The organism is Paracoccus denitrificans (assembly GCF_900100045.1).
Lineage (GTDB): Bacteria > Pseudomonadota > Alphaproteobacteria > Rhodobacterales > Rhodobacteraceae > Paracoccus > Paracoccus denitrificans.
Window position 1 is genome coordinate 138,273 of the sequence record NZ_FNEA01000009.1, and the last position, 13,789, is coordinate 152,061.

At 67.8% G+C, this 13,789-nt stretch carries 14 protein-coding genes; 5 read left to right on the forward strand and 9 right to left on the reverse strand.

Annotation, left to right across the window (positions count from 1 at the left end; all coding sequences use genetic code 11):
- Positions 1 to 28: 28 nt before the first annotated feature.
- Together BLT64_RS09885 and BLT64_RS27615 are read right to left on the reverse strand one after the other, a co-directional pair.
- Positions 29 to 334, reverse strand: coding sequence for a hypothetical protein (locus BLT64_RS09885; RefSeq protein WP_041529715.1), 306 nt, complete (start codon positions 332 to 334; stop codon positions 29 to 31).
- 627 nt (positions 335 to 961) lie between these two features.
- On the reverse strand, positions 962 to 2,731 hold the full coding sequence (locus BLT64_RS27615; RefSeq protein WP_011746641.1) for a Hint domain-containing protein: 1,770 nt from the start codon (positions 2,729 to 2,731) through the stop codon (positions 962 to 964).
- A 224-nt stretch (positions 2,732 to 2,955) separates the two neighbouring features.
- Between BLT64_RS27615 and BLT64_RS09895 the strand changes: the two genes are divergently transcribed.
- Positions 2,956 to 3,261, forward strand: coding sequence for a hypothetical protein (locus BLT64_RS09895; RefSeq protein WP_128492973.1), 306 nt, complete (start codon positions 2,956 to 2,958; stop codon positions 3,259 to 3,261).
- A gap of 46 nt (positions 3,262 to 3,307) precedes the next feature.
- Positions 3,308 to 3,784 carry a MarR family winged helix-turn-helix transcriptional regulator gene (locus BLT64_RS09900; protein ID WP_011746642.1) on the forward strand — a complete coding sequence of 159 codons (477 nt, stop codon included), beginning with the start codon at positions 3,308 to 3,310 and terminating at the stop codon, positions 3,782 to 3,784.
- Positions 3,785 to 3,815: 31 nt separating this feature from the next.
- On the opposite strand, the gene BLT64_RS09905 is transcribed toward BLT64_RS09900, so the two are convergent.
- From BLT64_RS09905 to BLT64_RS09925, 5 genes are all read right to left on the reverse strand, one after another.
- Positions 3,816 to 5,774: a TonB-dependent receptor plug domain-containing protein gene (locus BLT64_RS09905; protein ID WP_011746643.1), complete on the reverse strand. Its 1,959-nt coding sequence runs from the start codon at positions 5,772 to 5,774 to the stop codon at positions 3,816 to 3,818.
- Positions 5,775 to 5,876: 102 nt separating this feature from the next.
- Positions 5,877 to 6,635, reverse strand: a complete 759-nt coding sequence (locus BLT64_RS09910) for an iron ABC transporter ATP-binding protein (RefSeq protein ID WP_011746644.1) — start codon at positions 6,633 to 6,635, stop codon at positions 5,877 to 5,879.
- On the reverse strand, positions 6,632 to 7,591 hold the full coding sequence (locus BLT64_RS09915) for an iron chelate uptake ABC transporter family permease subunit (protein WP_011746645.1): 960 nt from the start codon (positions 7,589 to 7,591) through the stop codon (positions 6,632 to 6,634). Before BLT64_RS09915 ends, BLT64_RS09910 begins: the two co-directional genes overlap by 4 nt.
- Positions 7,581 to 8,537: an ABC transporter permease gene (locus BLT64_RS09920; protein ID WP_011746646.1), complete on the reverse strand. Its 957-nt coding sequence runs from the start codon at positions 8,535 to 8,537 to the stop codon at positions 7,581 to 7,583. The genes BLT64_RS09915 and BLT64_RS09920 overlap by 11 nt, the downstream gene beginning before the upstream one ends.
- Position 8,538: 1 nt before the next feature.
- The gene (locus BLT64_RS09925) at positions 8,539 to 9,444 is read right to left on the reverse strand and encodes a siderophore ABC transporter substrate-binding protein (RefSeq protein WP_011746647.1); all 906 of its coding nucleotides are present in this window, start codon (positions 9,442 to 9,444) and stop codon (positions 8,539 to 8,541) included.
- A gap of 215 nt (positions 9,445 to 9,659) precedes the next feature.
- Between BLT64_RS09925 and selA the strand changes: the two genes are divergently transcribed.
- Positions 9,660 to 11,060 carry an L-seryl-tRNA(Sec) selenium transferase gene (gene selA, locus BLT64_RS09930; RefSeq protein ID WP_011746648.1) on the forward strand — a complete coding sequence of 467 codons (1,401 nt, stop codon included), beginning with the start codon at positions 9,660 to 9,662 and terminating at the stop codon, positions 11,058 to 11,060.
- A 14-nt stretch (positions 11,061 to 11,074) separates the two neighbouring features.
- Here the strand turns inward: selA and BLT64_RS09935 are convergent, their stop codons facing one another.
- Positions 11,075 to 11,968 carry a LysR family transcriptional regulator gene (locus BLT64_RS09935; RefSeq protein ID WP_011746649.1) on the reverse strand — a complete coding sequence of 298 codons (894 nt, stop codon included), beginning with the start codon at positions 11,966 to 11,968 and terminating at the stop codon, positions 11,075 to 11,077.
- Between the two features lie 93 nt (positions 11,969 to 12,061).
- On the opposite strand from BLT64_RS09935, the gene BLT64_RS09940 reads away from it, so the two are divergent.
- Positions 12,062 to 12,502, forward strand: coding sequence for a PACE efflux transporter (locus tag BLT64_RS09940; protein WP_074810440.1), 441 nt, complete (start codon positions 12,062 to 12,064; stop codon positions 12,500 to 12,502).
- Here BLT64_RS09940 and BLT64_RS09945 read toward each other — a convergent pair.
- Positions 12,499 to 13,383, reverse strand: coding sequence for a LysR substrate-binding domain-containing protein (locus BLT64_RS09945; RefSeq protein ID WP_011746651.1), 885 nt, complete (start codon positions 13,381 to 13,383; stop codon positions 12,499 to 12,501). The two genes, BLT64_RS09940 and BLT64_RS09945, sit on opposite strands and share 4 nt — an antisense overlap.
- Before the next feature lie 104 nt (positions 13,384 to 13,487).
- On the opposite strand from BLT64_RS09945, the gene BLT64_RS09950 reads away from it, so the two are divergent.
- A complete protein-coding gene (locus BLT64_RS09950; RefSeq protein WP_041529718.1) occupies positions 13,488 to 13,751 on the forward strand; it encodes a DUF1127 domain-containing protein in 264 nt (87 codons plus the stop codon).
- Positions 13,752 to 13,789: the final 38 nt, after the last annotated feature.

A 13,789-nucleotide genomic window follows, 5' to 3' on the forward strand; every position in this document is an offset into this window, starting at 1 on the left:
TATCCTGTGGGTGGGAAAAGGCGAGGCGCTACCGGGGCCGGCCGCTCACGGCCGCTCGACGCGGCGCATGGCCGGTTTCCGCCGCATCCGCGTTTTCGTATCGCTCCTCGCTGTCGGGCCGGCTGGCCTTGTGCCAGGCAAGCCCCAGCAGGGCCACCGAGCCGGTCAGGCAATAGGTCGCGACAAGCCACGGCAGCCCCCAGCCCATCAGCCAGGCCAGAGCCGTCGCCGCGACCGCCGCCAAGGACGCAAGGACGACGATCCCAAGGGGGAAGCCGCGGTCTTGATCCCTGTCGGATCGGGAAACGCTATCCGGCGTGAGTTTCTTCAGCATGGTTCGGCTCTTTTGGTGAAAGGGAGGACGGCGCCGGAATGGCGCAGGCGGAAACCGCAGGGCATCGCGAAGCGGCCGCGCTTCTGCGCGCCACCCATGCCTCGGCGGGGTGGTGCGGTCGGGACCGGCCTGGCCTTCGTCCCCGTCCCGCAGGCATCGAGCGTGCAAAGGCCCACCCGGTCGGTGCCAGGAGCATCCCCGGCGCATGGGGCGAGGATGGCCGGGAATGCCGATGCTCTCGGCATGATCGTCGGATGGCGGCTCATGGAGAATGCTTCCCATGCGCAAGGATTGCCCCGAGGATCATGGTGCCATTGCCGCGGATCTGGGCGGCGATGTCCTGCGGGCATGATCGCCTTGGGCTCCGTATCGGCTTTGCGGGCAGCCATGCGCCTGCAACCGTTCCCGTCATAAGGCGCCGCATCCCGCCGGGCCGGCTTGGTGCAACCGATCCCGGGCGGTGGTGCAGATGACGGCGCTGCCGGCTCTCGTCCGGGGCGGCAAGAGGGAATTGCCGCCCCGGGCAAGAGCCGGCCCCGGCGGCGCTGCCTCTGCCGCCGCCAGGACCGTTCGGCCGGCGTCACCAATGTTCCGCCCGGCCAACCCGGCATATCGTCCCGGCCGCCATCAGCCCACTTTTCCCCAGTTGAAGGGCTGTTTGCCGTTGGCGACCAGGCGTTGCACCAGATGCCGCCCCTGCCGGCCGCGCATCAGCAGCCGCGCTGCGGCGGGTTGCTGCGGCTCGGGCTGCGCCAATTGGGGGAACAGCGTAAGGATCTCGTGCCGGGCCTCGGGGCCAAGCGCCTTCATCGCCTCGGGGCCGGTGAACAGGCTTTCGGTGGGGGCGCCGTTCGAAAACACCACCTCATGCCGGTCGAACATGAAGTGCCAGTATTCCACCTCCTGCATGTCCTCGACCACCTCGATGCCGTCCAGCCCGATCAGATGGCGCGCGGCCAGCAGGACCTCGGCCTCGCCGACCATCCGCCGCGCCACGACCGAGCGCAGCAGCACCCGGTGCTGGGGCGAGACGATCAGGTCGCGCTCGGGCAGGCGCTCGCCCAGGGCCTCGGCGCGGATGCGGATCGGCCGCAGCTTGGGCTGGGCCGCCAGTTCCTCGGCCGAGAGCACGCGCTTGCCGATCCAGCGCAGCGCCTTGCAGCCATGGTCCAGCGTCATCACCTTGGTGCCCGGTTCCAGCTGCTCGACGGGAACCTCGCCATCCGCGGTCTTGATCAGGGTGCCCCGCAGAAAGCAGAGCACGCCGGTATTTTCCGTGGTCAGCTGGCTGCCCAGGACCGAATTGCCGGTCCCGTCCTGAATGCGCAGGCCCCCGACGGCATCAAGCACGCCATCGGCCTGGTCCGCCTGCATCCAGCTTTCCGGCGAGGCGTAGGTCTGATGCGGATTGGCGGCGTTCCAGGCCGCCAGCGTGGTGCCGTTGTAGAAAGCGTTCAGATCGACGAAATCGTTGTTGTCGGACTGTCCGTCGCCGATGCCGGTCACCGCGTCGAAATCGGTGATCAGGTCGCCGCCGCCACTGACCACGAAGCGGTCGTTCCCCGCCCCGCCGGTCATCGTGTCCGCGCCGGGGCCGCCGATCAGCGAGTCGTCGCCGTCCCCGCCTTCCAGGACGTCATTTCCCTGCCCGCCCTCAAGCGTGTCGTTGCCGTCGCCGCCCTGCAAAAGGTCGTGCCCGGCATCGCCGCGCAGCAGGTCGTCGCCCTCGCCGCCCTCCAGGGTGTCGTCGCCGTTGCCGCCGTTGAGCGTGTCGTTGCCCGCGCCGCCCAGCAGGAGGTCGTTCCCGTCGTCGCCGCGCAGCAGGTCGTCGTCGTCGCCGCCGTCAAGGGTGTCGTTGCCCAAGCCGCCGTTGAGCGTATCGCTGCCCACGCCGCCCAGCAGGAGATCGTCCCCGTCGTCGCCGCGCAGAAGATCGTCGCCCTCTTCGCCCTCGATGGTGTCGTTTCCGATGCCGCCGTTGAACGTATCGTTGCCTTCGCCGCCACGCAGGACATCGTCTCCGGCATCGCCGCGCAGCAGGTCATCGCCCTCGCCGCCCTCAATGGTGTCGTTTCCGGCATCGCCGTTGATCGTGTCGTTGCCCGCGTCGCCCCGGATGATATCGTGCCCGGCATTGCCGCGCAGCAGGTCGTCGCCCTCGCCACCCTCGATGGTGTCGTTTCCCGCGCCGCCATTCACGGTGTCGTTGCCGGCGCCGGCGTTGATCCAGTCGTTCACACCGTCAGCGCCGTCGACCACATCGCCCTGATGGTCGACATAGCCGGGGACCATGTAGTCGTCGCCATCGGTGCCGTCCACGATGCCGTCCGGCTGCGCGGACGAGGAAAAGGCCATGGCTGCGGTATTCAGCGGTTGGTTGTTGGTCGGGTCCGTCATCTGTCTTCACCCGTGCGAACCTGTTCGCTTACCCTGGTGCGGGTCCGACGGAGAGGGAGGGCGGGCAGATGCCCATTATTTGCTATAACTTTTAAACAATTGACGAATTTAAACACAGCGGCTCTCCGTTAGGACCATTCTGGTGAAGTAAGGCACCTCGCGCGCACCATCTTCCGATGCGAATCCGGCTATCGGATGCCTTTTCCGCATCCCAGCGCGATGCCTTGGATCGCCATTCCGAGAGGCTGAAATATCTTGAACTGCCGATTGATTGTCATGAACCGCAGAATGACAGCATCGGCTCCTGCAGTTCGCGCGTCATGAAATGTCGGCAGGCGGCGATGGATGCTTCCGATCGCGAAAAAGCTGCGGAATTTCGCCTTGACCTGCCTTACGCCGAATTCCCGGATGCCGGGGCGCCGCAAGGCTGGCATGTCGGGCTCCGATGGCCGGCTGCAACCTGCGCGATATGCGCGGCCGCCAAGGCGATGCCGCAACAGCGGTTGGCATGGGACTGCGTTCTCGACTAGGCAGGGGCAGCCGACGCCATTCCTGCATGAGCCCGTCCCGATCGCCATGACCACGCACCAAGCCCAGACCGCCCAGCCGCAATTCGGCGACGCCGATCCGCGGATCGCCTATAACCGCGTATTCTTCGCCATCCTGCGCATCCACCGCACCTTGATGCCGCAGATCGAGAAGGCGCTGCGCGAGATCGGCGTCCCCGATCCGATCTGGTATGAGATCCTGCTGGCCACCGAAGAGGCGGGCGAGGACGGCGTGCAGATGCAGGTGCTGCAGCGGCGGCTGTTCGTGCCGCAATATGCGCTGTCGCGCCATGTCGCGCGGATCGAGAAGGCGGGGCTGATCCGGCGCGCCGCGGCTGGGGGTGCCGGGCGCGGCCAGATCCTTTACATCGCCGAGGCGGGCAGGGGCCTGCACGCGCGGATCTGGCAGATCTATGTCGAGCGGATCCAGTCCGCCCTTGCCCCCGCCCTGACCACGGACGAGGCCTATGATCTGGTGCGGACCCTGAACCGGCTTTACCGCTGATCGGCCAGGGGGCCCGTGCTCGTCTGCCGCGTCAGAACCGCTTCGTCGCCACCAGCGAGAAGGTGCGCCCCGGTTCGCGTAGCGGGGTGACGGTGGCGTAGTCGCCGCCATAGGTGGCGCGGTCGGCGTAATCCTTGTCGAAGAGGTTCGCCACCTCGGCCCGCAGCACCAGCGCCTCGACCTGCTCCGGCGCATATTCCGCAAACAGGTTCAGCACCGCATAGCCGGGGATGGTGCGGTCGGAGTCGCCCTCGATCCGGTCGTATTTCGCCGCGGCCTCGATGCTGCCGCCATAGGTGAAGGCGCTGCCCTGGGGCGTGTGCTGCGCCTCGATGGAAAACACCCGGCCCAGCGGCGCGCCGAAATCCAGCGCCTCGTAGCTGGAGGCGGGGTTGCCGTTCACGCTGACCCGGCTGTCCGAAATGCTGGCCCGCAGATAGCCGCCGTTCCAGCCATAGCCCAGGCCGAGATTGTAGCCCCGGCTTTCAAAGTCGAAATTCTCGATGCCGCGATAGGTGCCGCCGCGGGCATTGTCCACCTGGGTCAGGAACAACTCGCCATCCAGCCGCAGGTCGCCCGCCTCGTAGTCGAAGCCCAGCGTATAGTTGCGCGCCCGCGCCGGCCGCAGCGTGTCGTAGTCCCAGGCGCCGTTGAAGATGTAGTTGTCCTCGATGGCGATGCCGCCGAAGACGGTCGAGGCCCCGGCGCGCAGCACCAGCGCATCGGTCAGGCCATAGGCGAGAGAGGCATTGCCGCTGAAGCCGGAGTTGGTGTCCTTCCAACCGCTGGTGCCGGTAAAGTCCTGCCGGTCCCAGCGCAGGCCAAAGGACAGGTCCAGCCGCTCGACCGGCTCCAGCCGGGCCTGGGCGTAAAGGCCGATATTGCGGGCGTTCTCGTCCAGCCCGCCGAAAGGATCGCTGTAGGTGCTGGAACGGTCATACCAGTCGATCCCCGCCGTCACGCTGTTGGCGTCGGACAGGTGAAAGCGGTTTTCCAGCTTGGCCGAGAAAGTGTCGCTGTCGCCCTTGCTGACATAGGGCGGCATCACGGTCGGCTGGTCGACATGCACCCGGCTTTCCGAGCGGCCGATGACGAATCTCGGATCCCACAGCCCGCCAGCCTGCGTGTTCTCGTAGGACAGCGACCAACTGCTGCGGGTGGTGTCATAGCGGCGCAGTTCGGGCAGGGGGGCGCCGCCCTCGATATGGCCGATATTGGCGCGATAGGGGCGCAGCGTATCGTCGCGCAGCCGCTGGCCGGAAAGCTCGATCCGATGGCCTCCGGGCGTCTCATGGGCCAGCTTCAGCAGCACGCTTTGCAGGTCGGCGGCCGAGCCCCTGATCGTCTGGCCGCCCCCGGCCTGGTAGTCGTCGCCGGTCGCCGATTTCAGATAGCCCAGCCATTCGAAACCGCCCATCTGTCCGGCCAGCGTCGCCGCGCGGCCGAAGGTCCGGCCGTTGTCGCCATAGGACAGGCGGACATTGCCGCCGAAGCTGCGCCCGTCCTCGAGGATGTCGGCGGCGTCTACCGTTTCCATCACCACCGCGCCGGCCACGGCATGCGGGCCGGCATCCGCCGCCGCCACGCCGGCATCGACGCGGACGAATTTCAGCAGGCCGGGGTCGATGGCATTGGCGCTGACATGGTGGAAGGCGCGGTTGTTCTGCTCGACCCCGTCCACCGTCACCGACAGGTTCAGCATGTCCACGCCGTTGATGAAGATCTTTTGCGCCACCGGGATCGCGCCCCCGACCGAGACCGAGGCGATGCCGGTGAACAGGTCCTTCAGGTCGCCCATCCGGGCCCGCTCCAACTCGGCCGCCGCGACATACTGGCTGGCGCCGCGGTCGGCGGCGCTACCGTCGGCGTCCAGCGCGCGGAGGGTGATCGGGTCCAGCAGGACCACGGTCTCTTGGGCCAAGGCGGGCAGGGCCAGCGCCGCGGCGGCGCCGGCAACAAGGATCAGGCGGGGGGTGAAGGGTGCGGCCATTAGCAAGCTCCGTTCCGGGGAAGGCTGGCTGAGGCGCGGGGCCTTGGCTTTTCCATTGCCGGATAACGATTCCAGCCTAAACATGCAACTGCATGTTTGGGGTCAGCCGTAGAAAAGCGCGATCCGTTGGCCGTCGATCTCGCGCACGGCGATCTGCATCTCGTAAAGCTCGCCCAGAAGGTCGGGGGTGACGATTTCCGCTGGCGTGCCGGCGGCGAAGATGCGGCCCTGCCGCATGGCGACGATGCGGTCGGAATGGCAGGAGGCGAAGTTGATGTCGTGCAGCACCACGATCACCGTCTTGCCCAGGTCGTGCGCGGCGCTGGCCAGCAGCCGCATCATCGCCTGCGCGTGCTTCATGTCCAGGTTGTTCAGCGGCTCGTCCAGCAGCAGGTAATCGGTGTCCTGCGCCAGAACCATGGCGACGAAGGCGCGCTGCCGCTGCCCGCCCGACAGCTGGTCGATGAAGCGGTCGGCCAACGGGGCCAGTTCCAGATAGTCCAGCGCCCGGTCGATGGCGGCGCGGTCCTCGGCCGTCAGCCGGCCGCCGGAATGCGGAAAACGGCCGAAGCCCACCAGTTCGCGCACCGTCAGCCGGGCGACGAGGTGGTTTTCCTGCCGCAGGATCGCCAGCCGCCGCGCCAGCACCGGCCCGGGCGTGCGGGTCACGTCCAGCCCGTCCACCGTCACGCTGCCGGAATCCGGCACGATCAGCCGGGCGATCAGCGACAGCAGCGTGGATTTCCCCGCCCCGTTCGGGCCGATCAGCGAGGTGACGCCGCCCCTTGGCAGGCTCAGCGACACATCGTGCAGCACCGGCGCCGCGCCGTAGCTTTTGCAGAGGCTGCTGACCTCGATCATCGGCGGCCCTTTCCGATCAATAGCGCGATGAAGGTGATGCCCCCGGCGAATTCGACGATGATGCCAAGCGCGGTATTGAAGGCAAAGACCCGCTCCAGCACGGTCTGGCCGCCGACCAGCATGGTGACGCCGATCAGCGAGGCGGCGGGCAGCAGGTAGCGATGCGCCGATTGCCCGACCGCCAGATGCGCCAGGCTGGCCGCGATCAGGCCGAAGAACAGCACCGGCCCGACCAGCGCCGCCGAGACCGCGACCAGCACCGAGACCGCCGCCAGGACCGCCAGCACCTCGGCCCGCCAGCGGATGCCCAGGTTCACCGCCACCGGCCGGCCAAGCGCGATCACGTCCAGCCGCGACAGGCGCGGCATCAGCCACAGCGTCACGCCCGCGACCATGGCGCTGGCGATGCCCAGCAGTGTTGCGGGAATGGTGCCGAAACTGGCGAACAGCATGTCCGACAGCACCATGAACTCGTTCGGGTCCAGCATGCGCTGGACGAATTCCGCCAGCATGCGCAGGAAGATGCCAAAGACCACGCCGATCAGCAGCAGGCGGTGCAGGCTGCGTTCCTCGCCGCCGAAAAGCCACAGGTAAAGCGCCATCGAGGCCCCGACCATCAGCAGGACGTTGCCGGCAAAGACCAGCCGTGGGTCCAGCCCCGCCACCATGGTCGAGCCGAACAGAGCCATCAGCACCGTGCTGCACAGCACGAACAGCGAATCGAACCCCATGATCGCCGGGGTCAGGATGCGGTTCGCGGTCACGGTCTGGAACAGCACCGTCGAGCAGGCGACGGCGTGGCCGACCAGCAGCAGGCCCAAAAGCTTCTTGCCGCGAAACGGCAGCACGAAGCCCCAGTTGCCGCGCGCGCCCAGCGTCATGAAGGCGAGGATCGCGCTCAGGGCCAGCAGGGCCAGGACCAGCAGGGCCAGCCTTGCGCGACGCTCATGCGGCACGGTCGCGGCTCCGCAGGATCAGGACCAGGAACACGGCGCTGCCCAGCACGCCCAGCACCGTGCCCAAGGGCACCTCGTAGGGCGCGCGGATCACCCGGCCCAGGATGTCGCAGGCCAGGACCAGCGCCGCGCCCGAGACCGCGACCCAGGGCACCGCCCGGCGCATGTTGTCGCCCAGGGCAAGGCTGACGATGTTCGGCACGATCAGGCCGAGGAATGGGATCATCCCCACCGTCACCACCACGACCGCCGTCACCAGCGAGACGATGGTCAGTCCCAGCGCCACCACCCGCCCATGCGCCAGCCCCAGCGAACTGGCGATGTCCCGGCCCAGCCCCGCGACCGTGAAGCGGTCGGCGGCCAGCCAGGCGACGGCGGCCAGGGTCGCGCCCAGCCACAAGAGCTCATAGCGACCCCGCAGCACGCCCGACAGGTCGCCCTGCGTCCAGGCCAACACGGTCTGGATCAGGTCGAAGCGATAGGCGACGAAGGCGGTGCCGGCATAGATCACCCCGCTCAGCAGGATGCCGACCAGCGGCACCAGCATCGGATCGCGCAGCGGCACCCGGCGCAGGATGGCCAGAAACAGCGCCGTGCCCGCCATGGCAAAGCCCGCGCCGGCGGCCATCTTGGCGATGACCGGCGCGCCCGGCGCGACCAGCGTCATCACCAGCAGGCCCAGCCCCGCGGATTCCATCGTCCCGGTATTGGCCGGCTCGACGAAGCGGTTGCGGATCACGATCTGCGTCAGCAGCCCGGCGATCGCCATCGAGGCGCCTGACAGCAACAGGGCCAGCATGCGCGGCAGCCGGCTTTCGACCAGCACCAGCCAGTCGAGTTCCTGCCCGGCCAGGATGCCCCGCAGGCTGACATTCGATACGCCGACGAACAGGCTTGCCAGGGCAAGCCCTGCCGTCACCAGCACCGCTGCCGCCAGCCGGGTCATGTCAGGACGTCGCGGCCAGCGCCTCGGTCAACTGGTCCAGCAGCCGGTTCAGCGCGGTATAGCCGCCAAAGGCGATATAGGCGGCATGGGGGTCCAGATGGACGACATGCCCGTTCCGCACCGCCTGGGTCCGCGCCATCAGCGGATTGTCCAGTGCGGCGCGGGCACCCGCGCCCGCCTCGCCCACGCCGGCATCGCGGTCGATGACGAAGATCCAGTCGGGGTCGCGCTCCAGGATGTATTCGAACGAGATCACGTCGCCGCCGTGGAAACGGTCGTCGATATCCGGCGCGACGGTGGCGAAGCCCAGTTGGGTATGGACCCAGCCCACCCGCGATTTCGGCCCATAGGCGCCCAGCTTGCCGCCGTTGGTGACCAGGATCAGCGCGGTCCCGGCACCGGGGGCGATATCTTTCAGATGCGCGATCTTGGCGTCCAGCGCCGCGACCATCTCGGCCGCCTTTGCGGGCTTGCCGAAGATCCGGCCGACCGTCTCGACATTTTCCCTGACCGAAGCGAACAGGTCGTCGCCAAGGCTCAGGTCGACCGTCGGCAGGATCCGGGACATCTCTGCATAGGCTGGTGCGGTGCGGGTGCCGACGATCATCAGATCGGCGCCCGAGGCGGCGATGGATTCGTAGTCCGGCTCGAAGATCGTGCCCATCTTCGGCCGGTCGGCGGCGTATTCCTGCAGGTAATCCGGCAGGTTGCTGCCCAGCACCCCGGCAGGCTCGGCCCCCATGGCATGGGCGATGTCCAGCGCGTTGATGTCCAGGACCAGCACCTTGGAGGGCGGTGCCGGCAACACCGTCTCGCCTTGGGAATGGGCGATGGTCATCGGCTCGGCCAGCGCCGGGCCCGCCAGCGTCAGCGCCGTTGCGGCCCAAGCGATCAATTTGACAAACATGCCTGCCTCCTGCGGATCGTCGGGCGCAGGTAAAGGCCCGCCGGGGATGGGGTCAAGATTGACCATGGGTTTTTATCGGGATTGTCGGCCGGCCACGGGCATCCGGGTCACCGGATTGACAGGGCGGGGCGCAAAACCCAAGCTGGCCCGCAGGGGCGAAAAACGCGTTTCCGGCAGATGGCCCCCCGAGCAACCGCCGCCATTCCGAAGGATCCATGGACCCCCGCAGCACCCTTCCCTCGATCGACAGGCTTTTGCGCCAGGCCGAGGCGCGGGAACTGATCGCGCATCACGGGCGCGACAATGTGGTCGGGATGCTGCGCAGGCTGTTGCAGGACCGGCGCATGGCGGCGGGCCGCGGCGACAGGGCGGCGGGCGAGAGGGCGGCGGGCGAGGGCGTGCTGGACGAATGCGCCGAGCGGCTGGCCGCGCAGGCTCGGCCCTCGCTGCGGCCGGTGCTGAACCTGACCGGCACGGTCAACCACACCAATCTGGGCCGCGCGCTCTTGTCGCGGCGGGCCGCCGAGGCGGCCTTCCGGGCCATGATCAGCGCCACGAACCTGGAATACGATCTTGAGCGTGGCACGCGCGGCGACCGCGACAGCCATGTCGAGGCGCTGATCTGCCGGCTGACCGGCGCCGAGGCGGCAACGGTGGTGAACAACAATGCCGCCGCAGTGATGCTGATGCTGAACACGCTGGCCTTGGGGCGCGAGGTCGTCGTCTCGCGCGGGGAACTGGTCGAGATCGGCGGCGCCTTCCGCGTGCCCGACGTGATGGCCCGGGCCGGCTGCCGCCTGCACGAGGTCGGCACCACCAACCGCACGCATCTGCGCGACTTTGCCAATGCGGTGAACGAGGACACCGCCGCTTTCATGAAGGTCCATGCCAGCAATTACGCCATCGAGGGCTTTACCGCCGAGGTGCCGCAGGCCGATCTGGCGGCGCTGGCCCGGCGCCACGGCATTCCCTTGCTGATCGACCTGGGCAGCGGTTCGCTGCTTGACCTCGACGCCTTCGGCCTGCCGCCCGAGCCGACGGCGCGGCAGGCGATCCGCGACGGTGCCGATGCGGTGACCTTCAGCGGCGACAAGCTGCTGGGCGGGCCGCAATGCGGCATCATCGCCGGCTCGCGCGCGCTGGTGGACCGGATGCGGGCCAATCCGCTGAAACGGGCGCTGCGGGTGGACAAGATCATCCTGGCCGCGCTGGCCGAGACGCTGCAAAGCCATGGCGATCCCGAACGCGCGCGCGCCGAGATCCCGACCCTGCGCCTGCTGACCCGGCCGCAGGACGAGATCCGCGCGCTGGCCGAGCGGCTTTGCCCGCCGGTCCACGCCGCGCTGTCGGGGCTGGCCGAGGTCCGGGTCGTCGACTGCCTCAGCCAGATCGGCAGCGGCGCGCAGCCGGTCGACCTGCTGCCAAGCGCGGGCTTGGGTTTTGCCGAAACTGGCGCCGTCCCGGTCTCGCGCATCGCGCAGGCGTTCCGCGACCTGCCGCTGCCGGTGATCGGCCGGGTGCACAAGGGGGAGTTTCTGCTGGACCTGCGCTGCCTTGAGGACGAGACGCCCTTCCTGGCCCAGCTCGACCGGCTGGCGCTTGCCGGCCCGGCGTGACCCTAGCCCTGGCTTCAGCCCGGCAGGCCGCTGATCCGCATGGCGGCAAAGCGTTGGCGCAGCCAGCGCGCGGCCGGGCCGCTGGGCCGCTGCTTGTGCCAGACCAGTTCCAGCGCCACCGGCCAGTCGGCGCCGTCGAATTGCAGCGGCGGCGTGACCAGATCGTCCCGAACCGGAGAATCCTCGATGATATGGTCGGGCACCAATGCCCAGCCGATTCCCTGTCGCACCATTTGCAGGATCACCCAGTGGCTTTCGACCCACCATACCTCGGCCGCCGTGCGCAGCCGCTGCTTTTCCGGCCCCTCGCTGCGCACCGCGACCATCAGCTGGCGGTGGCGCTTGAGTTCCTCCCAATCGACAACCGTATTGGCCAGCGGGTGGTCCTTGCCGCAGACCAGCTTCAGCGGCACCCAGCCCAGCGTGTGAAAGGCGATCTCGGTCGGCAGGATCTCCTGCCGCCACATCACGCCGATATCGGCCTTGCCGTCCAGCACCAGCCGGCTGACATCCTCCATCATCGGAAACAGCAGCTCCAGCTCGACATGCGGGAAGTTCGCGGCGAAATCGGCGAAAAGCGTGCCCAGGGGCTGTTCGGGGTAAAGCTCGTCGATGGCGACGACCAGCCGATGCTCGACATGAGCCTCGAAGCTGGCGGCGACGCCGATCAGGTGCTCGCGGCGATCCAGCACCACCTTGGCCTCGGCCAGCAGCCGCTCGCCCGCCGGGGTCAGCACGGGATTGCGCCCCTTGCGGCTGAACAGGAGCACGCCCAGGTCGTCTTCCAGATTCGAGACCTGGGTGCTGATCGCGGACTGCGCCTTGCGCAACGCCCGACCGGCGGCCGAGAACGAGCCATGTTCTGCGGCGGCGACGAAAGCTTCCAACTGGTCCAGCGATACGGTCATCGATCCATCTTGTTTTCAGATGGAAGCTAACTTTGCCTTGCAGAGAATCAAGATAGAAACGGCGCAACACGAAACAACGGAAAGATTCGGAATATGACGATGCGCAGTTTCCCCGACCGGGTGCGGCATGCGCTGATGTTCGAGATCATCGGCCTTGCGATCACCACCCCGGCAGCCGCCTGGCTTTACGACAAGCCGATGCTCGACATGGGCGTGGTGGGGGTCGGGGCGGCGACGCTGGCCACGGTCTGGACCTTTGTCTTCAACCTGGGCTTCGACCACGCCATGCGGCGCTGGGTCGGGCATGTCCACAAGGCGGTGCATCACCGGCTGCTGCATACCGTGCTGTTCGAATTCGGCCTGCTGGTCATGCTCTTGCCGCCGATGGCCTGGTATCTGGGCATGACGCTGTGGCAGACGCTGCTGCTGGACCTGTTCATCGTGGCCTTCTACCTGGTCTACAATTTCGTCTTCAACGTGATCTATGACCGGGTGTTCCCGCTGCCCGAAATGCCGCGCGGGCAGCCGGCCTAGCCCGGATCGCGGGCGATCTCGTCCAGCAGGAAGGCGCGGAACTTGCGGATCGCGGGACGGTTGCGGCGGCCCTTGGGATAGACCAGCCAGAAGCTGCGGCCGTTCTGCGCCACCAGCGGAAAGGGCTGGATCAGGCTGCCCGTCGCCAGCTCGAAGCGAAAGAAGCGCGGCGTCAGCAGCGCCACGCCGTAACCTTCCAGCGCCGCCCGCGCTTCGTGCAGGTCGGTCGAGAGCGTCAGGCCCGGCCGGGGCGGGGATTCCCAGAAATCCACCCCCGCCTCGCGCATCCAGACCGCCCAGTTCGGGTCCACCCGATCCAGCAGCGGCAGGTTCAGCAGGTCGGCCGGCTCGCGCAACTCGTGCTTTTTCGCCAGCTCGGGCGACAGCATGGGCGTGTATTCGATGGGCATCAGGCAATGTTCCTCGACCCCCGGCCAGCCGCCCTCGCCGGCGCGGATCGCGACGGTGATGTCCTCGCGCCCGAAATCGACCAGGTTGTCGCTGGTTTCCAGCCGGACGGCCAGGTTGGGATGGTTCATCTGGAACTTGCCCAGCCGCGGCGACAGCCACGCCCCGGCAAAGGTCGGCACGGTCGAGATCGACAGCGTCGAGACCGAATCCGCCGACGGGTCGGCATAGGCCTCGCGCAGCATGTCGAAGGCGTCGATGGTCGGCCGGGCGAACAGCGCCCCCGTCTCGGTCAGCACGATCCCGCGCGGCTTGCGCAGGAACAGCGGCGTGGCCAGCCGTTCCTCCAGCAGGCGAATCTGATAGCTGACGGCGGCCTGGGTCATGCCCAGTTCCTCGGCAGCGCGGGTAAAGCTCAGATGCCGCGCCACCGCCTCGAAGGCGCGCAGGGCGGCAAGCGGAGGAATGGACATAAGCTTGCCTTATGGGTGCTTGCCGAGGCTTTGTTGGTCAATGCCGCGGAAACCTAGCATGATCGGGTCATGGATCAACCATGATCACCGAAAGGAGGGCAAAAATGTCCGATAATTCCGTATGCGAGCGCCAGCGTCCCTTCCTGCCGGGCCTGGCCCGGTTGCTTTTCGGTGTGCTGCGTCGCGATAAGCCCAGCCTATCGCCTTGCGCCGACCGGATGGCCGCGCTGGACCATCCCGCGACGCGCAAGGCGCTGGCCGATCTGCCGTCGCATCTGCTGCGCGACATCGGCGTTGCCGACATGCGCAGCGAAGCCGGGACCGCCCCCTTGCAGGAAGGCGACGCGCTGCGCCGTCACCTGTGGTAAACCGCCCTGCCGCGCGTCCCTAAGCGACGGGCGCGAGG

Bases quoted from the DNA above. Each gene is read 5' to 3' on its own strand.
- BLT64_RS09885 (WP_041529715.1), bottom strand. From the start codon at position 334: ATGCTGAAGAAACTCACGCCGGATAGCGTTTCCCGATCCGACAGGGAT.
- BLT64_RS27615 (WP_011746641.1), bottom strand. From the start codon at position 2,731: ATGACGGACCCGACCAACAACCAACCGCTGAATACCGCAGCCATGGCC.
- BLT64_RS09900 (WP_011746642.1), top strand. From the start codon at position 3,308: ATGACCACGCACCAAGCCCAGACCGCCCAGCCGCAATTCGGCGACGCC.
- BLT64_RS09905 (WP_011746643.1), bottom strand. From the start codon at position 5,774: ATGGCCGCACCCTTCACCCCCCGCCTGATCCTTGTTGCCGGCGCCGCC.
- BLT64_RS09910 (WP_011746644.1), bottom strand. From the start codon at position 6,635: ATGATCGAGGTCAGCAGCCTCTGCAAAAGCTACGGCGCGGCGCCGGTG.
- BLT64_RS09920 (WP_011746646.1), bottom strand. From the start codon at position 8,537: ATGACCCGGCTGGCGGCAGCGGTGCTGGTGACGGCAGGGCTTGCCCTG.
- BLT64_RS09925 (WP_011746647.1), bottom strand. From the start codon at position 9,444: ATGTTTGTCAAATTGATCGCTTGGGCCGCAACGGCGCTGACGCTGGCG.
- selA (WP_011746648.1), top strand. From the start codon at position 9,660: ATGGACCCCCGCAGCACCCTTCCCTCGATCGACAGGCTTTTGCGCCAG.
- BLT64_RS09935 (WP_011746649.1), bottom strand. From the start codon at position 11,968: ATGACCGTATCGCTGGACCAGTTGGAAGCTTTCGTCGCCGCCGCAGAA.
- BLT64_RS09940 (WP_074810440.1), top strand. From the start codon at position 12,062: ATGACGATGCGCAGTTTCCCCGACCGGGTGCGGCATGCGCTGATGTTC.
- BLT64_RS09945 (WP_011746651.1), bottom strand. From the start codon at position 13,383: ATGTCCATTCCTCCGCTTGCCGCCCTGCGCGCCTTCGAGGCGGTGGCG.
- BLT64_RS09950 (WP_041529718.1), top strand. From the start codon at position 13,488: ATGTCCGATAATTCCGTATGCGAGCGCCAGCGTCCCTTCCTGCCGGGC.